Raw genomic sequence first — 21805 nt, 5'->3', positions numbered from 1 at the left:
ATCAAACGCTGCCTCAAGCGCTACATCGCCCGAGAGCTCTACCGACGCCTCGAAACCCCACCACAACCACTTGACGCGGCATAGGAGCGTCCGGCGCGGCGGGCGGCGGCCCGTCGCGGTGGAGCGAGGCGCGGTCAGGCGCGGGCGGGAGCGGCGGTGACGACCGAGCCGGTGAGCCGGTCGTGCAGGCCCCGGCGGTGCTCATCCATGATCAGGGCGGGCACGACCAGGGCGAGCAGCACGCCGCGCAGCAGCCCCCGGGCCAGCCCGATCCGGCCGCCGTCGAGCCAGGCGACGCAGCGGATCCGGGTGATGTACATGCCCGGCGTCTGAGCGAACAGGCCGAGGAAGACGGCGTACTCGAGGACCAGCACCAGCACCGGGGCCCAACCGTCGCGGACCGGGTCGGCGAAGAAGTTGGCCACCAGGAGGCAGAGCACCCAGTCGATCACCAGAGCCCCGAACCGCCGGCCCAGGCTGGGCGGGGTGAAGGCGGGGTCGGTGGCGGGCGGAACCGGGTGCTGATCACGCGGGTTGGTCACAGCGGTCAAGGGTATCCAGGGGGTCCGAGGACGGGCGTGCCGGCCGTGTCGACCTGGCGCGCCAATTCAGACGAATAGCAATATTCGTCATTAGAATGGCACAGGCCGACGCCACCGCCAGGCCGGCCTGCGGCCCGGGAGCAGTACCAATGACGCTCCGCGAGGGACGTAACACGGCAGAAACATAGGAGACACGGCCGGGCAACCGCCTGGTCATAGCGTCGCCAACAGCCCAGCCACCCAGTGGACGTGCCAGGAGGACGTGTGTTCGCCAATCCCGAGGAACTGCTGCGATACCTCAAGAACGAGGACGTGAAGTTCGTCGACGTACGTTTCTGTGACCTGCCCGGCGTGATGCAGCACTTCAACATGCCGGTGGAGTCCGTCGACGACGATCTCCTCACCGAGGGCCTCGCCTTCGACGGCTCGTCGATCCGCGGGTTCCAGGCGATCCACGAGTCGGACATGCTCCTGCTCCCGGATGTCGCCACCGCGTTCATCGACCCGTTCCGGGCGCAGAAGACGCTCGCGCTCAACTTCTTCATCCACGACCCGTTCACCCGCGAGGCCTACACCCGCGACCCGCGCAACGTCGCCAAGAAGGCCGAGGCCTACCTCGCCGCCAGCGGCATCGCGGACACCGCCTACTTCGGGGCCGAGGCCGAGTTCTACATCTTCGACTCGATCCGCCACGAGACCTCCGCGAACCAGGCGTTCTACTACATCGACTCGATCGAGGGCGCGTGGAACACCGGCCGTGAGGAGGAGGGCGGCAACCGCGGCTACAAGACCGCGTACAAGGGCGGCTACTTCCCGGTGCCGCCGGTCGACCACTACGCCGACCTGCGCGACAGCATCGTGCGCCGGCTGGTCGACAGCGGTTTCAGCGTGGAGCGCTCGCACCACGAGGTGGGCACCGCCGGCCAGGCCGAGATCAACTACAAGTTCTCCACCCTGCTGCACGCCGGTGACCAGCTCCAGCTCTTCAAGTACATCGTGAAGAACGAGGCCTGGGCCAACGGCAAGACCGCGACCTTCATGCCGAAGCCGCTCTTCGGCGACAACGGCTCCGGCATGCACACCCACCAGAGCCTCTGGCTGAACGGCGAGCCGCTCTTCTACGACGAGACCGGCTACGCCGGCCTGTCGGACACCGCCCGCTGGTACATCGGCGGTCTGCTGCACCACGCCCCGTCGCTGCTGGCCTTCACGAACCCGACGATCAACTCGTACCGCCGGCTGGTGCCGGGCTTCGAGGCGCCGGTCAACCTGGTCTACTCCCAGCGCAACCGCTCCGCCTGCACCCGCATCCCGGTGACCGGCAGCAACCCGAAGGCCAAGCGCGTCGAGTTCCGGGTGCCGGACCCGTCGGCCAACGTCTACCTCGCCTTCTCGGCGATGATGATGGCCGGTCTGGACGGCATCAAGAGCAAGATCGAGCCGCCGGCGCCGATCGACAAGGACCTCTACGACCTCCCGCCGGAGGAGTGGGGCGACGTCAAGCAGGTGCCGGGCTCACTGTCGGCTGTGCTCGACGCGCTCGAGGACGACCACGACTACCTGCTCGACGGCGGCGTCTTCACGCCGGACCTGATCTCCACCTGGGTCGACTACAAGCGGACCAACGAGGTCGACCCGGTGCGCCTGCGCCCGACCCCACACGAGTTCGCCATGTACTACGACTGCTGAGCATCCACTCCATCCCGGCCCGGGCCGGCTCCGCACCACGCGGAGCCGGCCCGGCCACTTTTCCGCCCGTGGCGTTATAACGGCCCCCGATATACCTTCGCGTCCGATATATTGCTCAGCGTGGACACCCCGCTGCGCGAACCGACCTTCCTGATCCTCACCGCGCTCGCCGCCGCGCCGATGCACGGCTACGGCCTGATCCAGGAGGTCGTCACCCTCTCCGACGGGCGCGTCACACTGCGCCCCGGCACCCTCTACGGCGCGCTCGACCGGCTGGTCGACGCCGGCCTGGTGGACGTCGACCGGGAGGAGGTGGTCGACGGCCGGCTGCGCCGCTACTACCGCCTCTCCCCCACCGGTGACGCCACGCTCACCGCCGAGACCGAACGGCTGCGCCGCAACGTCGAGGCGGCCACCGCCCGGCTGCGCGAACGCTCCCGCCCCGCCCGCCCCGCCGCGCCGCGCACCGCCGGAGGGCTGGCATGAGCGACCTGGAGCGACGCTACCTCCACCTGCTACGCGCCTACCCGGCCGACTACCGCCGCGCCCGGGGCGCGGAGATCGTCGGGACGTACCTCGACCTGGCCGCACCGGGCCGGCGTTGGCCCTCGCCCGCCGACGCCGCCGACCTCGTGCGCGGCGGCCTCCGCCAGCGCCTGCGCGCCGCCGGCGCCACCGACCTCGCCCCCGGGGTACGCCTCGCGGCGGTGCTCGCGTTCTTCACCGCCACCTCGCTCGCCGCGCTCTGGTCGCTGTTGGAACTGCGACCCGCGCCGGCCGGTTTCGGGGAGCCCACCGCCGGGCCGTTCGTCTCGCTCGGCACCGTGGCGTGGATCGCCTGGCTGCTCGCCGCGGTGGCGCACGCCCTGACCCCCGGCGGCTGGGCCCGCCGTGCCGCCGCCCTCGCCCTGCTTCTCACCCTCGCCCTCGTCCCCGCCGCCCCGCTCGTCGGCCTGCCACGCCCGCCACTGTTCGTCCTGCTGCCGCAGGTCGCGTTGGGCCTGGTCGCGCTCGGCCTACCGGACGCGCTGCCGGCGCCGCTGCGGGCGGCGCCACTGATCGCCGTCGGCGCCGTCGCCCTCGCGGGGACCAACCTGCACCTGCTGCCCCCGGCAACCTTCGCCGCGAGCTACTACGTCTGGACGGCGGTGCCGGTGCTGCCGGCTGCCGCCGTCGCGCTGCTCGCGGTGGCGCTGCTGCTCGCGGCCGGGCTCGCCCTGCGCGCCGACCACCGCGGCGTCTGGGCGGCGCTGATCCTGCTCACCCCCATCGGCCTGCTCGCGCTGCAGCCGCTGGCCGGAGCGCTGGACGGGGTTGGCATGACCGTCGCGGTCTGGTCCGAGATGGCCGTGACGGCCGTGCTGATCGGGGTGGTCGGCCCCGCGCTGCTGGCGTTGGCGCTCGCCCTCCGCCCCCGCCCAACCCGCCCCCACCGCCCCACCCCCTGCCCCACCTGCGGCGCCCCCCGCTGACCCCACCTCCGAACCCCCACCCCCTCGGTCGGCCGCGCGTCGATCATGGGGTTCACGGCGTTGTCGATCTCCGATTCCGCCGAGAACCTCATGATCAGCGGGACGGGGCTAGGGGGCGGGAGTGGGGGTGTGGGGTGCGCGTAGACGGCGGGTGACCGTCAGGGTCAGGAGGGTGACGAGCAGGGCGGTCATCGCGATCGCGCCGGGGGCCTTGGTGAAGCGGGCCAGGTTGGTGCCGTCCGGCAGGGTGAGGCACGACGCGATCGCGCAGGGCAGCACGAACCAGGTGGTCCGGGTCGCCGCGACCGCGAGCAGCGCCAGCGGCCAGGTGGCGTACCAGGGATGGAAGACCGGGGCCAGCACGACCGTGGCGGCCAGGGCCAGCCCGCTGCCGAGCAGGGTCACCCGTGGGCGGGCCGCCGCCAGCCGGGCCACCCGCTGCCGGGCGTCGTTGAGCCGGCGCAGCGTCGCCCAGGCCCGCCACCACAGCACCGCCAGCACCGCCACGAGCAGCAGCAACGCCACCAACCGGGCCACCGGGACCGCGTCGGGTTTCCGGCCGAGCAGCGCCCCGGCGTAGTCGACGACGAAACCGGCCGCGGTCGGCGGGGAGGTCCACTGCTCGGAGTCCCCGCTGTGGGTCAGCCCGCCGACCCACCCCAGGCCGAGGCCGGAGACGAGCGAGGTGGCCAGCAGCGCGGCGAGCACCCCGCCGGCGAGCCACCCGCCGTCGCGCAGCAGCGCCCGTACGGTGTAGCGGCCGAGCACCGCCGCCAGCGCGGCGAACGGTAGCACCACCACCGCGCTCGCCTTCACCGCGACGGCCAGCCCGAGCAGCACCCCGGCGACCACCAGCCCCCGGGGCCGGCCCGGAAAGCGGACAAGCACCAGCAGGCCGAGCAGGAGCAGCCCGATCATCACCGCGTCGTTGTGCGCGCCGGCCACCAGGTGCACGCCGACCAGCGGGCAGGCCAGCAGCAGCCAGGCCGCCCGCCGGGTCGGTACGCCGGCGGCCCGGGCCAGCCCCGGCAGGCAGAGCGCGGCCAGCAGCACCCCGCCCACGGCGACCAGCCGCAGCAGCACGACGGTGCCGGTCAGGCCGCCGCCGAGAAGCACCGCCAGCGCGGCGAGCAGCACGAAGAGCGGACCGTACGGGGCCGGGGTGTCCTGCCAGATCGAGGGCACCGTGTCCAGCCACGGACAGCCCGCCTCGGCCACCCCGTTCGCGTACGGGTCGATGCCGTGCGCGTACGCCCAGCCCTGGCAGGCGTACGAGTAGACGTCCCGGCTGCCCAGCGGCGCGGTGATCAGCAGCGGCAGCGCCCAGAGCCCCGCGGTGCGGTACACCCAACCGGTCGACGGCGCGTCCCGGCGCAGCGACCACCAGGCCCCGACCAGCAGCCCGGTGCCGAGCAGCCACGCCCCGAGGATCAGCGGCCCGTGCCGCCCCTGCCAGATGCTGACCGGGGTGGTTCCCAGCGGGGCGGCGGGCAGCGCGCCGCCCAGGTAGCCGGCGACCGCGAGCAGCACCGCGCCGGCCAGACCGGCGTAGCGCGCCAGCCGGGCCCGGGCGCCGTCGGCCGCCACTGGCGGGTCGGGTCGGGCGGCCGGGGCGGGCCGTGCGCCGGGTCCGGTCACCGGCGACGACCTCCTCAGTCCGTGCCCGCGTCGGCGGCGACCGGCCGGCGGGCCGCCCGAGGCGACCGTACCAAGCGGACCACCAGCACGATCACCAACAGCGTCATCAGCGGCGCACCGACCGTCTTGGTGTATCGGGGCAGGCCGGTACCGTCCGCGAGGACCAGGAACGACGAGACCACCGCGACCAGCGCGACCCACCGGGTGCGCAGCGTGGTCGCCGCGAGCACCGTCAGCGGCCAGGTCCAGTACCAGGGGTGGAAGAGCGGGGCCAGCACGACCGTGGCGGCCAGGGCCAGGCCGGCGTGCCGCAGCGGATCCCGGGTGCGGGCCCGCCACCAGAGCCAGACCAGCAGCACGGCGAGTACCGCCATGCCGATGCCCCGGGTCACCGGCAGCGGATCGCCGTGCCAGCCGAACGGCAGCGCCAGGTAGCCGACGGTCTGCCCGAGGGCGGTCGACGGTGAGGTCCAGGCGACCACCAGGCCGCCCTGTTCCAGCCCGCTGATCCAGCCGAAGTCGAGCCCGGCGGCGAAGGTCACCGCCACGATCACGCCGACTGCGCCGCCGACCACCCAACCGCCGTAGCGCAGCAGCGCCCGGATCGAGTAGCCGCCGACGATCGCGGCCAGCGCGGCGAACGGCACCACGACCAGCGCGGTCACCTTGATCGCGGCGGCCAGGCCGAGCAGCACACCTCCGGCGAGCAACGGGCCGGGGCGGCCCGGCCGGGCCGCCACCACGGCCAGGCCGGCCACCAGCAGCCCGACCATCAGCGCGTCGTTGTGCGCACCGGAGACCAGGTGCACCGCCACCAGCGGGGAGGCCAGCGCCAGCCAGAGCGCCCGGCCGGCCGGCACGCCGCAGCGCCGGGCGAGCACCGGCAGGCACGCCGCGGTCAGCGCCACCCCGACCACCGCGATCAGCCGGAAGAGCGCGATGCTGCCGATCAGCGAGCCGGTCGCCGACACCACCGCGCCGGAGAGCACCACGAAGAGCGGCCCGTACGGGGCCGGGGTGTCCCGCCAGATGAACGACATGCTGTCCAGCCAGGGGCACGGCAGCGCCGAGACGCCCTGCTCGTACGGGTTGATCCCGCCCGCGTAGCTGGCCCCCTGGCAGGCGTACGCGTAGACGTCCCGGCTGCCCAGCGGCGGTGCGAACAGCAGCGGCAGCAGCCAGAGCGCGACGGTGACCACGACCCACCGGGCGGAGAGTTCGGCCTCCCGCAGCGACCACCAGGCGTACGCCAGCAGGCCGGTGCCGACCAGCCAGCAGGCGAGGATCAGCGGGCCGTTCGGGCCCTGCCAGATGCTGACCGGGGTGGGGCGCAGGTTGCCGTCGGGCAGCGCTCCGCCGAGGACGGCGGCCACGGCGAGCAGCGCCGCTCCCGCCAGGCCGGTCCAGCGCGCGAGGTGGTGAGGCACGGAAGGACATGCTGCCAGTACGGCGGTCGGGTTCCGGAGGTGGGCACCGGCGACGAGCCGGCGCGGCTTCAGTTCGACCGGCAGTGCCCGGTCGGGAACAGGCCGCTGGTGACGGTGTAGCTGCCGGCGGCGGTGGCCCGCACGCTGGCCCAGCCGTCCGGCCCCGCAGCGAGGCAGCCCGGCGCGCCCCGCAGGGACAGCCAGCGGGACCAGCGCACCCGGACCAGCACGTCGCCCGGCGCGTCGACGGTGAACCGGACACCCGCGCCGGTGGACTCGACCAGGCGGGCCGGCGGGGAGACCAGCGGCGCCGGGTCGAGCACCTGGTAGAGCCGCCAGCCTCGAGGCTGGGCGACCTCCCGCAGGTAGGGCTGCCCGGCCAGCACGAGCGCCGCCTCGCCCTGCGCGTACCGGTCCGGCGGGCTCTCCGGCGCCACCGCCACGAAGCTGACCGCGTTGCGGCGCAGCCACTCCCGGTAGTCCTCGGCGCTCGGCCCCGAGCCGTAGAAGAGCGGGTTGCGATCCACGTCGACCTGCCGCTCCCAGCCACGGGCCAGCGGCACCGCCGCCGCCACGTACGCGCTCTCCCAGTGGTCACGCAGCGGCACCACCTCGACCCGCCCGACCGGCGCCCGCCGGCCCAGCTCGTCGAGCAGCGGCTGGTAGAACGCCGCGTGCACCGGCGCGGACCCCGCCCGGGCCAGGTCGCTGGTCATCACCGGCGACTGCCACCACACCAGTACGGCGAGCAGGGCGGCCAGCCACCGGGTGCCGAGCGTGACGAACGCCGCGACGATCGGCAGCGCGAAGAGCATCGGCAGGCGCAGCGCGTTCGAGCCGATCGGACTGGGCAGGTAGTAGGCGGCCACGAGGAGCAGCGCGGTGAGCCCCGCGCCGACCCGCAGCACCCGGACCGGCACCAGCGCGAGCACCACCACCGCGAGCGCGACGTTGATCCGCATGGACTCGGCGGTGAACGGCTGTCGACCTCCGTTGCCGAAGAGCAGCGCCATCGGCGCGATCGCCAGCACCGGGGCCAGGCAGAGCACCAGGCTCTCCGCCCTCGGCCGGGGACGCGACCGCCACCCCTGTCGCCAGGCCTCGGTGAGCAGCATCGCTCCCCCGGCCAGGCCGGTGAAGAGGCCGGCCACCGGGCTGCCCCAGGTGGCGAGCACCGCCAGCGCGGCGGCCAGCACCAGGCGAGCCCACCGGGGAGCGCGGACGGCGCTGACGGCGCAGAGCGCGAGCAGCCCCAGGGTCAGGCCGACGGCGAACGTGATCCGCCCGCTGACCAGGTTCCCCACCAGCACCACGGCACCCAGCAACCCGCCGAGCAGCGGCCGACGGGCGCCGCCGCGCAGCAGCAGCCAGGCCAGCGCCACCGCGCCGACGACCGCCGCGATCGCACCGACCGGCCGTACGCCGAGCGCCGCGCCGAGCAGCTGGGTGTAGAGGCTGTAGCCGAACTGGGTGACCCCGCCGTACCAGGAGAAGTCGACCGGGGCGAGACCGTTCTCCTCGACGAATCGGGCGCGGGCCACCTGCGCCGACAGGTCGGTGCCCATCGGCGGCGCGAGCAGGAACGCACCGGCCAGCAGCACCGACGCGACGAGGGTGCCGAGCAGGGTGCGGCGGGTGTCAGGCGTCGAAGACCCGTTCCATCGCCGCCCGGGATCGGCGAGCGGTCCGCAGGTACTCGTCGAGGAACTCGCCCGGGTCGTCGGCACCGAGCAGTCGTACCACGCCGGCCAGCTCCACCCCGTGCCGGGGCAGCTGGTCACCGGCCCGGCCGCGGACCAGCATCAGCGCGTTGCGGACCTGCGCGGCCAGCGACCAGCCGGCCGCCATCGCTTCCGCGTCCGCCGCGTCGAGCAGGCCGGCGTCCCGGGCCGCCGCGAGCGCGTCGAGGGTACGCGTGCCGCGCAGCGCCGGCACCGCGCCGGCGTGCCGGAGCTGGAGCAGCTGCACCGCCCACTCGACGTCGGCGAGCCCGCCCCGGCCCAGCTTGGTGTGGGTGGCCGGGTCGGCGCCGCGGGGCAGCCGCTCGTTCTCCACCCGCGCCTTGATCCGGCGGATCTCCACGATCTGCTCGCGGGTCAACCCGTCCACCGGGTAGCGGACCGGGTCGACCATCGCCTCGAACTCGGCGCCCAGGTCGGCGTCGCCGCAGACGAAGCGGGCCCGCAGCAGCGCCTGCGCCTCCCAGACCCGCGACCAGCGCGCGTAGTACTGGGCGTACGCGGCGAGGCTGCGCGCCAGCGGTCCCTGCCGGCCCTCCGGGCGCAGGTCGGCGTCGACGCCGAGCGGCGGGTCGGGCGCCGGCACACCGAGCAGCCGGCGCAGCTCCTCGGCCACGCCGTGCGCGGCGGCGCTGGCCGCGCGCTCGTCCGTCCCCGCCGGTGCGTCGTAGACGAAGAGCACGTCGGCGTCGGAGAGGTAGTTCGACTCGTACCCGCCGAGCCGACCCATCCCGATCACCGCGAACCGCAGCCCGGGCACCGCCGGCTGCGTGCCCCGGGCGGTCCGCAGCGCGGCGGCCAGGGTGGCGTCGGTGACGTCGGCCAGCGCGGTACCCACCGCGGTGACGTCGGCCAGGCCGGGGGCCCGTCGGCCGGCGCCGTCGGGGCGGGTCGGGGTCGGCGCCAGCGAGCCGGCCCGGCAGAGCAGGTCGGCGCAGGCGATCCGGACCAGTTCCCGGCGGCGCAGGGCCCGGATGGCCCGGGTCGCCTCGACCGGGTCGGTGTGCCGCGTCGCCGCGGCCGTGAAGCCCTCGTGGAGCACCTCCCGGGGGCGGGGCGTCAGCTCGCTCTCCTCGGCCAGCAGGCGCAACGCCTCCGGCTCGCGGGCCAGCAGGTCGGCGGCGTACCGGGAGGAGGAGAGCACCCGGGCCAGCCGGCGGGCCACCGGGCCCTCGTCCCGCAGCAGCCGCAGATACCAGGGGGTGCTGCCGAGCTTGTCGGAGACCTGCCGGTAGCTGAGCAGGCCGCGATCCGGCTCCGGGGCGTCGGCGAACTCGCTGAGCAGCACCGGCAGCAGGGTGCGCTGGATCGCGGCGGTGCGGCTCACCCCGCCGGTGAGCGCCTCGAGATGACGCAGCGCCCCGGCCGGGTCGCCGAAGCCGAGGATCTCCAGCCGGTGCCGGGCCGCCTCCGGAGTGAGCCGCAGCCCGTCCGCCGGCACCCGGGCCACCGACTCCAGCAGCGGCCGGTAGAGCAGCTTCGCGTGCAGCCGGCGTACCTCGCTGGCGTGGGTGACCCACTCGGCGCGGAACTCCTCGACGGCGCTGCGCCCCGGCGTGGCCGCGTAGCCGAGCGCGGCGGCCAGCCAGCGCAGCCCGGCCGGCTCGGCCGGCACGGTGTGCGTACGCCGCAGTCCCTGCAACTGCAGGCGGTGCTCGACGGTACGCAGGAACCGGTAGCCGCGCAGCAGCGCCTCACCGTCGGCCCGCCCCACGTAACCGCCGGCGACCAGCGCGCCCAGCGCCGGGATGGTGCCCGGCACGCGCAGCGACTCGTCGACGCGCCCGTGCACCAGTTGCAGCAGCTGGACGGCGAACTCGATGTCGCGCAGCCCGCCCGGGCCGCGCTTGATCTCGCGGTCCAGCTCCTTCGGCGGGATGTTGTCGATGATCCTGCGGCGCATCGCCCGGACGTCCTCGACGGCCTCCGGGCGCTCGGCGGCCCGCCAGACCAGCGGAGCGAGCTGGTCGATCCACTCCTGGGCCAGCGCCAGGTCGCCGGCCGCCGGACGGGCCTTGAGCAGTGCCTGGAACTCCCAGGTCCGGGCCCAGCGGCGGTAGTAGGCGAGGTGGCTGGCGAGGGTACGCACCAGCGGCCCCCGGCTGCCCTCCGGGCGCAGCGCGGCGTCCACCGGCCAGGCGACCAGCCCACAGATGTGGATCAACCGGGTGGCGACCGTGGTGGCGGAGGTCAGATCGTCGTCCTCGGCGGCCACGAAGATCACGTCGACGTCGGAGACGTAGTTCAGCTCGTCGCCGCCGCACTTGCCCATCGCCACGACGGCCAGCCGGGGCCGGGGCGTACCCTCCGGCAGCTCCCCCACGGCGAGCTCGTACGCGGCGGCGAGGGTGGCGTCGGCCAGCGCGGAGAGCGCGGCCATGGTCTGCTCCAGCGCCCGTCCGCCGGTCAGGTCGGCCGCCGCGATGCGCAGCAACGCCAACCGGTACGCCTGGCGCAGCACGGCGACCGGGTTGCCGTCGCCGGCCGGCTCCAACCGCCCGTCGGCGAGCGGGGCGCACCCGTCCGGCCCGGTCCGCAGGACGGTCCACTGGTCCGGGTTGGCCACCAGGTGGTCGCCGAGCGCCGACGAGGCGCCGAGCACGGCGACCAGGCGTCGGCGCAGCCCCGGATCGGCGTGCAGCGCGTCCAGCAGCTCCGAACCGGCCTCGGCGCGGGCGCGGCGTTCGGCCTCGACGATGCGGTGCAGCTGGCGCAGCGCCAGATCCGGGTCCGCCGCCCGGGAGAGCGCGGCGAGCAGCTCCGCCGCCCGCTCGTCCACCGGCTCCTGCGCGTCGAGCCGCCACAGGTCCAACCCGTCCGGGCCGAGCAGGTCGGCGGCGCGGGCGCCGCCGTCGCCCTGGCTGATGCCGAAGCCGTACCGGGCGAGCCGCCCGAGTGCGCTGGTCGGCCGGCTCATCACTGCCCGAGCAGCGGCAGGCTGCGGCGCACCGCGCCGTCGTCCAGCTCGCCCAGGGCCAGCGCGGCGAACCGGGCGGCGAACGGCTGCCACACCTCCTCGACGTCGACCATCACCGCCGCGCAGGCCGCCACCACCGCCTCGGGGTCGTAGCCCAGCTCGGCCAGGAGGGTGGAGTCGGTGGCCCAGTCGGCGATCATCTCGGTGTCGCACTCGATGTGGAACTGCAGCCCCCAGGCCCGATCGCCGAGGCGGAACGCCTGGTGCGGGTAGCGGGTGGAGGCGGCCAGCAGGGTGGCGCCGTGCGGCAGCTCGGTGATCTCGTCGGAGTGCCACTGGAGCACGTCCGGGATCAGCGGCACGTAGCGGAACAGCGGGTCGGTCTCGGCGGCGTCGCGCCGGCCCACCACCGCGGGCCCGACCTCCGGCCCGGACGGGCTGCGCTCGACCTGACCGGCGTGCGCGGTGGCGAGCAGCTGCGCGCCGAGGCAGACGGCGAGGGTGGGCACCCGGTGCCGGACCGCCTTGCGCAGCAGCCCCTCGACGGCCGGGAACCAGGGGGCGTCGGGTGAGCCGTCCGCCCGCGGGTACGCCTGCTGCTCGCCGCCGAGCACCACGAGCGCGGCGTAGCCCTCCAGGTCGGCGGGGAGCTCGTCCCCGGCGTGCGGACGCACCACCCACAGCTCAAGGCCGGCCTCGGTCAGCCACTCGCCCAGCCGGCGCAGGTCGTCGGTCGGGTCGTTCTCGATCACCAGCGCGGTTGCCACGCCGTCGAGGCTAGCCGGTGGGTCGCCCGGGCACCGAACGGCTCCACCGGCCAGCCGCGACCGGTTCGCCGACCGGCCGCCACCTCGGGCCCCCGCGGTCTGCTGCCTCGCTCCCAGCGGTACGCCGCGGGCGACCGGCCGGCCCCGACTAGGCTCAGCCGCTGTGCCCCACCACCGCGCATCCGAGCAGCCCGCCGTCGTCCGACCGCCGGTGCTGCGCCCCGGCGACACGGTGATGCTGGTCTCGCCGTCCGGGCCGACCCGGCCGGAGCGGGTGGCCCGCGGCGTCGAGCTGCTCACCGGGTGGGGGCTGCGCCCGGTGCTGGCTCCGCACGTGTACGCCCGGCACGGCTACCTGGCCGGCACCGACGAGCTGCGGGCGGCGGACCTGAACGCCGCGTTCGCCGACCCGGAGGTACGCGGGGTGATCTGCACCCGGGGCGGCTACGGGGCGCAGCGGGTGGTGGACGCCGTCGACATGGCCGCCGTCCGGCGCGACCCGAAGGTGGTGGCCGGATTCTCCGACATCACCGCGCTGCAGTTCGCGCTCTGGCGCGGGGCCCGGCTGGCCGGGGTGCACGGGCCCGGCGCGGCCTGGCTGGACGAGCGCACGCCGCTGCGCTCGGCCGAGTCGCTGCACGCCGCGTTGATGACCACCGAACCGGTGACCGTGGCCGCGGTCGCCGAGGAGGAGACCTTCGCGGTCCGCGTACCGGGCCGCGCCACCGGCCCGCTGCTCGGCGGCAACCTCTGCCTGCTCGCCGCCTCGCTCGGCACTCCGGACATGCCGGACCTGAGCGGGGCGGTGCTGTTGATCGAAGACGTGCAGGAGCCGCCGTACAAGGTGGACCGGATGCTCACCCAGCTGCGCCGGGCCGGCGCGCTGGACGGCCTGGCCGGGGTGGCCGTCGGGCAGTTCACCAACTGCGCGGACGGCTGGGAGGTCGGCATCGCCGACGTGCTCGGCGAGCGGCTCGGCGACCTGGGCGTCCCGGTCCTCGGCGGCCTGCCGATCGGCCACGGCGTCGGCCAGCTCACCGTCCCCGTCGGCACCGAAGCCACCCTCGACACCGAGACCGGGACCCTGACCACCACCCCAGCCGTCCGCTGACCCCCGCGCGGGGGCGAGTTGATCAAGAGCTTTGCGTCAACGACGACACCGATTCTGACGCGAACCTCTTGATCACCGAGGTCACGGGGTGAGCTGGGCGAGGTGGGCGAGGTGGCCGGTTTCCAGGGCGACCCAGAGGGAGTTGTCGGCGGCGAGGGTGAGGCCGTGCGGTTCCGAGTTCGGTGTCGGGAGGTCGTAGGTCTCGATCCGGCCGGCGGCGTCGACGTGACCGATCCGGTTGGCGCCCCACTCGGTGTACCACGCCCCGCCGGCCGGGTCGGCCACGATCGCGTGCGGGCGGGCAGCCCGGTCCGGCAACGGAAACTCCTCCACCCGGCCGTCCGGGGTGATCCGGCCCAGCTGGCCGGCGGCGATCTCCACGAACCACAGGGCGCCGTCGACGCCCGCGGTGATGCCGACCGGGGCGGCGCCCTCGGTGGGCAGCGGGTGCACGGTGACCGACCCGTCCAGGCCGACCCGGGCGATCGCGTTCGCCTGGTTGAGCGTGCACCAGAGCGCCGCGTCCGGCCCGACGGCGATCATCGAGGCGTACGCCCCGGTCACCGGCAGCGCGAACGTGGCCACCGTCCCGTCGGTGTCGACCCGGCCGACGGCGTCGGCGCCCATCGCGGCGTACCAGAGCGCGCCGTCCGGTCCGGTGGTGATGCCGCACGGCGCGGTGCCGCCCGGCAGGGCCATCGCGCTCAGTTCGCCGTCGGTGGTGATCCGGCCGATCCGGTCGTCGCCGGAGCGGGTGAACCAGAGCGCGCTGTCCGGGCCGGGGGTGATGATCAGGGGCCGGCTCTCCGGCGCCCCCAACGACCAGGTCCGGACGGCGCCCTCCGGACCGAGCCGGGCGATGCCGCCGGCATGGACCAGCGTCAGCCACAGCGCGCCGTCCGGGCCGGTGGTGACGGCGTACGGGCCGGAGCCCGGGTCGGTCAGCGGGATCTCCCGGATCGTGGGGTCGGTCACGAGACCTGCCTCTCCGTGTCGGTCGACCGGTCACCAGATGGCGCGGACGGCGCTGAACGAGGGCGACTCTGCCCACCCCGGCGCGGCGATGCAACCGGATTGTCCGGTCCCGGAGCGGGATTTCCAGCTGGCTGACAGCCTCGCCACGGGTCTCGCCCAGCCGGGCTGGTCACTGTCGGTGAGGTCATCGCATCACCAACCGAGGAGGAGAGCATGAACCGCACGATCAGGAAGAAGCACCTGCTGGCCGGGCTGGCCACGGCCGGCGTACTCGGCGTGGGGATCGCGGCGCCGACCATGGCCTTCGCCGCTGACGGCGGCGGCTCGACGCCGAGCGCCAGCGCCACCGAGAACGGGGACCGCCAGCAGCAGCGGGCCGACCGGCAGGCCGAGTTCGCCGACGCGCTCGCGAAGGAGCTCGGCGTCTCCACCGACAAGGTGACCGCGGCCCTGGAGAAATTGCGCGAGCAGCAGAAGGCCGACCGGCCGGAGCGCCCATCCACCGAGGACCAGCAGGCGCGGCTCAAGGAGCGGCTCGACCAGGCGGTCAAGGACGGCAAGCTCACCCAGGAGCAGGCCGACGCGATCACCAAGGCGGTGGAGGCCGGCGTCTTCCCGGGCCCCGGCATGCGCGGCGGCCACGGCGGTCACGGCGGACCCGCGGGTACGCCCGGCAAGTGACCAGCAGCGGGGGCCGGCAGGCGCCGCGCCCACCGTGCGCCCGCGGGGCACGCCCGCCCCTGCGCCGCTCGTTGATCGACTCCAGGTCGGCGAGATGGCGGTGTCCCGACCGCTGTGACACCGCCGTTTCGCCGACCTGGAGTCGATCGAGGGCCCGTCAGGCGGCCGGCGGCGGCGCGAAGACGCCGAGGTGGTTGCCGGCCGGGTCGAGCAGGTGGGCGAGGGTGAGCCCGTTGTCGTTCGTCTTCACCGGCACCAGCACCTTGCCGCCGGCCGCCTCGGCCCGCCGGCAGGTCTGCGCGACGTCGGCGACCTGCACGTAGAAGATCGCGTAGTTCGGCCCGACCCCACCGGTGCCACGGATCGCCCCGCCGATGCCCTCCCCGGCGCCACCCTCGGTCGTCCGGTACGACGCGCCGCCGGCGCCCTCCTCGTTGAAGCTCCAACCGAACAGGTCGCCGTAGAACCGCTGGGCCTCCTCCGGCTGCTCGGTGCCGACCTCGAACCAGGTGACGGCGTTGCTGATGGTCATGTCTGGCCTCCCGTTCCGCGCGCCGGCCGGTCGACCGGCGCCGTCGGGAACCACTCTCGCCACCGCCCGCGACAACCCCCTGTCGGTGTTTTCGAACCGATCTGTGCGCGGCGGCCCGCCGGTGGCGTCGGTCAGATCAGGCTGAGCTGACGGACGCGTTCCTGCGGGATGTCCAGTGAGTCGGCGTCCAGCTCCCGCTCGGTCACCCGCTCGGCCAGCTGGGCCACCGCGCGGATGCGGTCGGTGCGAAAGGCGCGGACGCCGCCGCGCAGCCGGCACCAGGCCAGCAGGTACCAGTGTCGGGGGTTGCCGAGATAGCCCAACGGCTCCACGTCGCGCAGCGAGTCGGCGCCGTCGCGGTCGGCGTACCTGATTCGCAGCACCCGCCCGGCAAGCACCGCGTCGGCGACGGTGGCCGGGACGGGTGTCACCGGCCCGTCGCCGATCAGGTGCACCCGGCTGGCGAGCCGGTGCGCGTCGGCGACGTCGGCGGGCGACATCACGGCGACCAGCTTGCGTAGCGCGGCGCCGGCGGCCGCGGCGAACGGGCTGCCCCGCAGCCGGTGCAGGGCGACCGCCATCGCCACCGCCTCGCCGGCGGTGAGGTTGACCGGCGGCAGGCTGCGGACGCGGTCGAGCACATAGCCGCCGGTGCGGCCCGGCTCGGCCCAGATCGGCACGCCGGATTCCTGGAGCGCACCGATGTCGCGCTCGATGGTGCGGCTGCTCACCTCGAACCGGGCGGCCAGCCAGCGGGCGCTGCGTGGGCGCGGCGACACCGCGCGCAGCTCCTCGACCAGGGCGTAGAGGCGGTCGGTGCGGTTCACTCCCGGAACCTACGTCCCCGGTACGACGCAACCGGCCAGCCCACGCGACGCCGGCGCGGCTCAGGCGACGCCGCCCGGCTCAGGCGACGCCGCCCGGCTCAGGCGATGCAGGCGCAGACGATCAGCGCGGCGCCGAAGTGGGTCGCGGCGCTGACCCGGGCGGCCGGGTGCGGCTCGTCGGAGCAGATGATCTCGCCCAGCCGGCCCGGGGTGAGCAGGTCCAGCACGAAGAAGGCCAGCGCCATGATGCCCAACCCGACCAGGCCGAAGATGACCGTGGAGGCCAGTCCCTTGCCGAAGTCGCTGTAGCTGGTCAGGATCGCGGTGAACACGATGCCGGCGATGCCGAGCTGGTTGGCGGCGAGCAGCAGCCCCGCGTTGCTGTTGCGCCGCACCCAGATCAGGTCGCGCAGCCGGCCGGGGGTCAGCAGGTCCACCAGCAGGAATCCGGCTGCCATCAGGCCGACGCCGACGACCCCGAACACCACGCTCTGCCAGGCCCCGCTGAACAGATCCTCCAGCACCGACTGCCTCCCGACCTTCACGCCCGGCGGGGGTGCCGGCGGCGTTGGTGATCGAGACGATAGCGGCAGCGCGCCACCACCGGCAGCCCCGTGCGCCGCCGGCGGTGGGACGGCGCTACAGCGACAGGTAGCGCTGCCGCTCGTACGGGGTGACCTCGCGGCGGTACTGCTCCCACTCGGCCCGCTTGTTGCGCAGGAAGAAGTCGAAGACGTGCTCGCCCAGCACCTCGGCGACCAGCTCCGAGTTGGCCATCACGTCGATCGCCTCGGACAGGTTCTCCGGCAGCGCCTCGTACCCCATCGCGCGCCGCTCGGCGCTGGTCAGCGACCAGACGTCGTCCTCGGCCCCCGGCGGCAGCTCGTAGCCCTCCTCGATGCCCTTGAGGCCGGCGCCGAGCAGCACCGCGAAAGCCAGGTAGGGGTTGGTCGCCGAGTCCAGCGAACGGACCTCGACCCGGGCCGAGTTCGGCTTGCCGTACGCCGGCACCCGGACCAGCGCGGACCGGTTGAGGTGCCCCCAGCAGACGTACGCCGGGCTCTCGGTGATCCGGTCCGGCAACGCCAGCGGGAAGAGCCGCTTGTACGAGTTGACCCACTGGTTGGTGACCGCCGTGTACTCCCGGGCGTGCACCAGCAGACCGGCGATGAACGCCCGGGCCACCTTCGAGAGCTTCATCGGGTCGCCGCCGTCGTGGAAGGCGTTGCGCTCCCCCTCGAAGAGCGACAGGTGGGTGTGCATGCCGCTGCCGGGCTGGTCGGTGAAGGGCTTCGGCATGAAGGTGGCCTGCACCCCGGTGGAGAGCGCCACCTCCTTGACCACGTGCCGGAAGGTCATGATGTTGTCCGCGGTGGTCAGCGCGTCGGCGTAGCGCAGATCGATCTCCTGCTGCCCGGGCGCCACCTCGTGGTGGCTGAACTCCACCGAGATGCCGATCCGCTCCAGCGCCAGCACCGCCTGCCGGCGGAAGTCCCGGGCCACCGCGTGGGTGGTGTGCTCGAAGTAGCCGCCGGTGTCGACCGGGGTGGGCAGCGAGCCGTCCTGCGGGCCGTTCTCCAGCAGGAAGAACTCGATCTCCGGGTGGGTGTAGAAGGTGAAGCCCTTGTCGGCCGCCTTGGAGAGCATCCGGCGTAGCACGTGCCGGGGGTCCGCCCAGGACGGCCCGCCGTCGGGGAGCAGGATGTCGCAGAACATCCGGGCGCTCTCGCCGCTGACCCCACCCTCGAACGGGAAGACCTGGAAGGTGGTCGGGTCGGGCATGGCCACCATGTCGGACTCGAAGACCCGGGCGAAGCCCTCGATGGCCGAGCCGTCGAAGCCGATGCCCTCCTCGAAGGCCGCCTCCAGCTCGGCGGGCGCCACCGAGACGCTCTTCAGCGTGCCGAGCACGTCGGTGAACCACAGCCGGACGAACCGGATGTCCCGCTCTTCCAGCGTACGGAGGACGAACTCCTGCTGACGGTCCACTTCCACCCCTCGCGACACTCTTGTCCGCCTCCGGCGGGGCCGGTGCGGCCTGACGAACCAGTCTTCACGTGCCTGGTTACGCCGACGTTACGCGACCCGCCCGGACCCGTCCTGCGGTGTCCCGCCGCCCCGGCCCCGGGCGGTGACCGGCGGGTGGTCGGCGTCTCCGCCCGCCGACCGTGTCGCCCCCAGCGGGCTGGGGCAAGATGAGGACATGCCCACCCTGCGTATCGCCCTGTCACAGGTCAACCCGACCGTCGGCGACCTCGCCGGCAACGCGCAGCTGGTCCGCAGCTGGACCCGCCGGGCCGCCGACGCCGGCGCCCAGCTGGTCGCCTTCCCCGAGATGATGCTGACCGGGTATCCGGTGGAGGACCTGGTCTTCCGCCGGTCCTTCGTGGCGGCGTCCCGGGCGGCGCTGGACCGGCTCGCCGCGGACCTCGCGGCCGACGGGCTGGGTGACCTGCCGGTGGTGGTCGGCTACCTGGACGCGGACGGCCCGCCGCAGGTCAGCTCCGACGCCGAGCCGGGCCGCGGGGCGCGCAACGCCGCCGCCGTGCTGCATTCCGGCACGGTGGCCGCCACCTACTTCAAGCACCACCTGCCCAACTACGGCGTCTTCGACGAGGACCGCTACTTCCTGCCGGGCGACATGCTGACGGTGGTGCGGATCGGTGGGGTGGACGTCGCACTGACCATCTGCGAGGACCTGTGGCAGGCCGGCGGCCCGTTCGCCGCCGCCCGGCAGGCGGGGGTCGGCCTGGTCGTCAACATCAACGGCTCGCCGTACGAGCTGAACAAGGACGACATCCGGCTGCCGCTGGTCCGGCGCCGGGCCGCCGAGGCGGGCGCCGCCATCGCGTACGTCAACATGATCGGCGGCCAGGACGAGCTGGTCTTCGAGGGCGACTCGATGATCGTCGCGGCGGACGGCGAGCTGCTCACCCGAGCCCCGCAGTTCGTCGAGCACCTGCTCGTACACGACGTGGAGCTGCCCGCGGCCGGGGAGCCGGTTGCCGACGGCACCCAGATCGCCGATCGAATGCGGGTGGTCCGGGCGACGGTGGGCGAGAGCCTGCCGGCGCCGGCCGGCCCGACGGCCGTGGGCGGGCTGATCGAACCGGTCGCCGACGAGGCCGAGGTCTGGCAGGCGCTGGTGCTGGGCCTGCGCGACTACGTCAACAAGAACCACTTCCCGTCGGTGGTGCTCGGCCTCTCCGGGGGCATCGACTCGGCCGTGGTGGCCGCGCTGGCCGTGGACGCGCTCGGGCCCGACCGGGTGGTCGGGGTGTCGCTGCCCAGCCAGCACTCCTCCGAGCACTCCCGGGAGGACGCGGCCGACCTGGCCAAGCGGACCGGCCTGGACTTCCGCATCGAGCCGATCCAGCCGATGGTGGACACCTTCCTGGCCAACATGTCGCTCTCCGGGCTCGCGGTGGAGAACCTCCAGGCCCGGGTCCGCGGCGTGATCCTGATGGCGCTGTCCAACCAGGAAGGCCACCTGGTGCTGACCACCGGCAACAAGAGCGAGCTGGCGGTCGGCTACTCGACGCTGTACGGCGACTCGGTGGGCGGGTTCAACCCGGTGAAGGACGTCTGGAAGACGTTGATCTGGCGGCTGGCGAAGTGGCGCAACGCGGATGCCGCCCGGCGCGGCGAGACCGCGCCGATCCCGGAGAGCTCGATCGGCAAGCCGCCGAGCGCCGAGCTGAGCCCGGGGCAGCTCGACAGCGACACGCTCCCCGACTACGACGTGCTCGACCCGATCCTGATCGGCTATGTCGACGGCGACCTGGGCCGGGACGGGCTGGTCGAGGCGGGGCACGACCCGGCGGTGGTCGACAAGGTGCTGCGGATGGTGGATACCGCCGAGTACAAGCGCCGGCAGTCCGCCCCGGGTACGAAGATCTCGATGAAGGCGTTCGGCCGGGACCGGCGGCTGCCGATCACCAACCGCTGGCGCGAGGACGGCTGACCGGGCCCCTCTTCCTCGCCCCGGGGTGGCCGTGGCCAGCGCCGAGGTCAGGCCCTTGTCCGGAGTGAAATCCTCCACTGCGCTCTGCCGCCACCCGGTCGTCCGGTGCGACGATCGCGACGGAACCCGGGGACCGCGCAGGCGGCCTCGAGGAAGGAGAGAGCCATGGAATCCACTCCGAGCGAGGTGACCGCCCTCTACGGCGGCCCGCCCACCCGGCGGGTGCGTACCCGCGACCTGATCGCCGCCAAGGAGCGCGGTGAGCGGTGGCCGATGCTCACGTCGTACGACCAGTACACGGCGTCGATCTTCGACCAGGCGGGCATTCCCGTGCTGCTGGTCGGCGACTCGGCGGCCAACAACGTCTTCGGCTACGAGACGACCGTTCCGGTGACCGCCGAGGAGCTGCTTCCACTGGTACGCGCGGTGGTCCGGGCGACCCGACAGGCGCTGATCGTCGGCGACCTGCCGTTCGGGTCCTACGAGGAGGGGCCGACGCAGGCGTTGCGTACCGCCGTCCGGTTCATGAAGGAGGGCGGCTGCCACGCGGTGAAGCTGGAGGGCGGGCGCCGCTGCGCGGCCCAGATCGCCGCGATCACCGGCGCCGGCATCCCCGTGATGGCGCACATCGGCTTCACCCCGCAGAGCGAGCACGCCATCGGCGGCTACCGGGTGCAGGGGCGCGGTGAGGCGGCCGACGAGGTGATCGCCGACGCCCGGGCGGTGGCCGAGGCGGGCGCCTTCGCGGTGGTGCTGGAGATGGTGCCCGGCGAGGTGGCCAAGCGGATCACCCACGAGCTGCACATCCCGACCGTGGGCATCGGCGCCGGCCCGGACACCGACGCCCAGGTCCTGGTCTGGCAGGACATGGCCGGTCTGCGCACCGGGAAGGCACCGCGCTTCGTGAAGCGCTACGCCGACCTGGCCGGCACCCTCACCGACGCGACCCGCCGCTTCGCCGACGAGGTACGCGGCGGCGACTTCCCGACCGCCGAGCACACCTTCTAGTACGGCCACCGGCTGCTACGGCCATTGGCTGGTACGGCCACCGGCTGGTACGGCCACCGGCTGGTACGGCCCCCGGCTGGTACGGCCATCCGGCGGCCGGGCCTCGGTCGCCGGTTTGCGGACGGACGGCGGGTCCTGGCAGCACTGTTCCCGGGACCCGCCACCACACTCGATCAGCGCCAGCTCCAGCACCGTCAGCGCGGCCGCAGCCCGCTGCGATCCGGACTCGAACCTCCGCTCCCGAAGCAAGGCTCCAACTCCATCCTCGGTTCCGGCACCGATCCCGGCAGGTCTCAGCCCCATCCCACACACACCCAGCGCCGACAGTCCGGGCCCGACTCCGGGTCGCGCCCAGCTTTCTCCCGCGTCCAACTCCGACCCGTCCCGCATTCGCACCCGCCCCGGAGATCCAACGGGGGCCTCGAGCCTCCGGCTCCGGTTCCGGCTCCGGTTCCGGCTCCGGCTCCGGCTCCGGTTCCGGCTTCGGCTTCGGCTTCGGCTTCGGCTTCGGATGTC

Annotated in this window: 18 protein-coding genes; 7 read left to right on the top strand and 11 right to left on the bottom strand. The window is 74.1% G+C overall.

Translation table 11 applies throughout. The features are described 5' to 3' along the window. Window positions 1-134: 134 nt before the first annotated feature. Window positions 135-542, bottom strand: coding sequence for an RDD family protein (locus tag ACIP9D_RS28410; RefSeq protein WP_400451245.1), 408 nt, complete (start codon window positions 540-542; stop codon window positions 135-137). 264 nt (window positions 543-806) lie between these two features. Between ACIP9D_RS28410 and glnA (ACIP9D_RS28405) the strand changes: the two genes are divergently transcribed. From glnA (ACIP9D_RS28405) to ACIP9D_RS28395, 3 genes are all read left to right on the top strand, one after another. Continuing rightward, window positions 807-2231 carry a type I glutamate--ammonia ligase gene (gene glnA / locus ACIP9D_RS28405; RefSeq protein WP_350874207.1) on the top strand — a complete coding sequence of 475 codons (1425 nt, stop codon included), beginning with the start codon at window positions 807-809 and terminating at the stop codon, window positions 2229-2231. Between the two features lie 120 nt (window positions 2232-2351). After that, complete coding sequence (locus ACIP9D_RS28400; RefSeq protein WP_350874206.1) at window positions 2352-2717, top strand: PadR family transcriptional regulator; 366 nt, start codon at window positions 2352-2354, stop codon at window positions 2715-2717. After that, entirely contained in the window at window positions 2714-3703 is a 990-nt protein-coding gene (locus ACIP9D_RS28395; protein WP_350874205.1) for a hypothetical protein, read from the top strand. Before ACIP9D_RS28400 ends, ACIP9D_RS28395 begins: the two co-directional genes overlap by 4 nt. A gap of 108 nt (window positions 3704-3811) precedes the next feature. Here ACIP9D_RS28395 and mptB (ACIP9D_RS28390) read toward each other — a convergent pair whose 3' ends face one another. The 5 genes from mptB (ACIP9D_RS28390) to ACIP9D_RS28370 form a co-directional block, all read right to left on the bottom strand. Beyond that, window positions 3812-5341: a polyprenol phosphomannose-dependent alpha 1,6 mannosyltransferase MptB gene (mptB, locus tag ACIP9D_RS28390; RefSeq protein WP_400451242.1), complete on the bottom strand. Its 1530-nt coding sequence runs from the start codon at window positions 5339-5341 to the stop codon at window positions 3812-3814. A 14-nt stretch (window positions 5342-5355) separates the two neighbouring features. Then, window positions 5356-6768 (bottom strand): polyprenol phosphomannose-dependent alpha 1,6 mannosyltransferase MptB, encoded by a 1413-nt coding sequence (mptB, locus tag ACIP9D_RS28385; protein ID WP_350874204.1) that lies wholly within the window; start codon window positions 6766-6768, stop codon window positions 5356-5358. Window positions 6769-6836: 68 nt separating this feature from the next. After that, window positions 6837-8369, bottom strand: coding sequence for a hypothetical protein (locus ACIP9D_RS28380; RefSeq protein ID WP_350874203.1), 1533 nt, complete (start codon window positions 8367-8369; stop codon window positions 6837-6839). Window positions 8370-8406: 37 nt separating this feature from the next. Continuing rightward, window positions 8407-11424 (bottom strand): bifunctional [glutamine synthetase] adenylyltransferase/[glutamine synthetase]-adenylyl-L-tyrosine phosphorylase, encoded by a 3018-nt coding sequence (locus tag ACIP9D_RS28375; protein ID WP_350874202.1) that lies wholly within the window; start codon window positions 11422-11424, stop codon window positions 8407-8409. Next, a complete protein-coding gene (locus ACIP9D_RS28370) occupies window positions 11424-12191 on the bottom strand; it encodes a type 1 glutamine amidotransferase (protein WP_350874201.1) in 768 nt (255 codons plus the stop codon). Before ACIP9D_RS28370 ends, ACIP9D_RS28375 begins: the two co-directional genes overlap by 1 nt. A gap of 235 nt (window positions 12192-12426) precedes the next feature. Between ACIP9D_RS28370 and ACIP9D_RS28365 the strand changes: the two genes are divergently transcribed. Next, complete coding sequence (locus tag ACIP9D_RS28365) at window positions 12427-13302, top strand: LD-carboxypeptidase (RefSeq protein ID WP_350874230.1); 876 nt, start codon at window positions 12427-12429, stop codon at window positions 13300-13302. A gap of 81 nt (window positions 13303-13383) precedes the next feature. On the opposite strand, the gene ACIP9D_RS28360 is transcribed toward ACIP9D_RS28365, so the two are convergent. After that, on the bottom strand, window positions 13384-14277 hold the full coding sequence (locus ACIP9D_RS28360) for a virginiamycin B lyase (RefSeq protein WP_350874200.1): 894 nt from the start codon (window positions 14275-14277) through the stop codon (window positions 13384-13386). 213 nt (window positions 14278-14490) lie between these two features. Here ACIP9D_RS28360 and ACIP9D_RS28355 point away from each other — a divergent pair, with 213 nt between their 5' ends. Continuing rightward, window positions 14491-14958: a hypothetical protein gene (locus ACIP9D_RS28355; RefSeq protein ID WP_350874199.1), complete on the top strand. Its 468-nt coding sequence runs from the start codon at window positions 14491-14493 to the stop codon at window positions 14956-14958. Window positions 14959-15115: 157 nt separating this feature from the next. Here the strand turns inward: ACIP9D_RS28355 and ACIP9D_RS28350 are convergent, their stop codons facing one another. The 4 genes from ACIP9D_RS28350 to glnA (ACIP9D_RS28335) form a co-directional block, all read right to left on the bottom strand. Continuing rightward, on the bottom strand, window positions 15116-15490 hold the full coding sequence (locus ACIP9D_RS28350) for a VOC family protein (protein ID WP_350874198.1): 375 nt from the start codon (window positions 15488-15490) through the stop codon (window positions 15116-15118). A 131-nt stretch (window positions 15491-15621) separates the two neighbouring features. Further along, entirely contained in the window at window positions 15622-16317 is a 696-nt protein-coding gene (locus ACIP9D_RS28345; protein WP_350874197.1) for a WYL domain-containing protein, read from the bottom strand. 98 nt (window positions 16318-16415) lie between these two features. Beyond that, on the bottom strand, window positions 16416-16841 hold the full coding sequence (locus ACIP9D_RS28340) for a DUF350 domain-containing protein (RefSeq protein WP_350874196.1): 426 nt from the start codon (window positions 16839-16841) through the stop codon (window positions 16416-16418). Between the two features lie 115 nt (window positions 16842-16956). Then, window positions 16957-18306, bottom strand: a complete 1350-nt coding sequence (glnA, locus tag ACIP9D_RS28335) for a type I glutamate--ammonia ligase (protein WP_350874195.1) — start codon at window positions 18304-18306, stop codon at window positions 16957-16959. A gap of 214 nt (window positions 18307-18520) precedes the next feature. On the opposite strand from glnA (ACIP9D_RS28335), the gene ACIP9D_RS28330 reads away from it, so the two are divergent. Then, window positions 18521-20281, top strand: coding sequence for an NAD+ synthase (locus tag ACIP9D_RS28330; RefSeq protein ID WP_350874194.1), 1761 nt, complete (start codon window positions 18521-18523; stop codon window positions 20279-20281). Window positions 20282-20446: 165 nt separating this feature from the next. Further along, window positions 20447-21289: a 3-methyl-2-oxobutanoate hydroxymethyltransferase gene (panB, locus tag ACIP9D_RS28325; protein WP_350874193.1), complete on the top strand. Its 843-nt coding sequence runs from the start codon at window positions 20447-20449 to the stop codon at window positions 21287-21289. Window positions 21290-21805 lie beyond the last annotated feature (516 nt).

Source organism: Micromonospora sp. NPDC093243 (assembly GCF_044753725.1).
GTDB lineage: Bacteria > Actinomycetota > Actinomycetes > Mycobacteriales > Micromonosporaceae > Micromonospora.
This window is presented reverse-complemented; position numbering and strand designations above follow the sequence as displayed.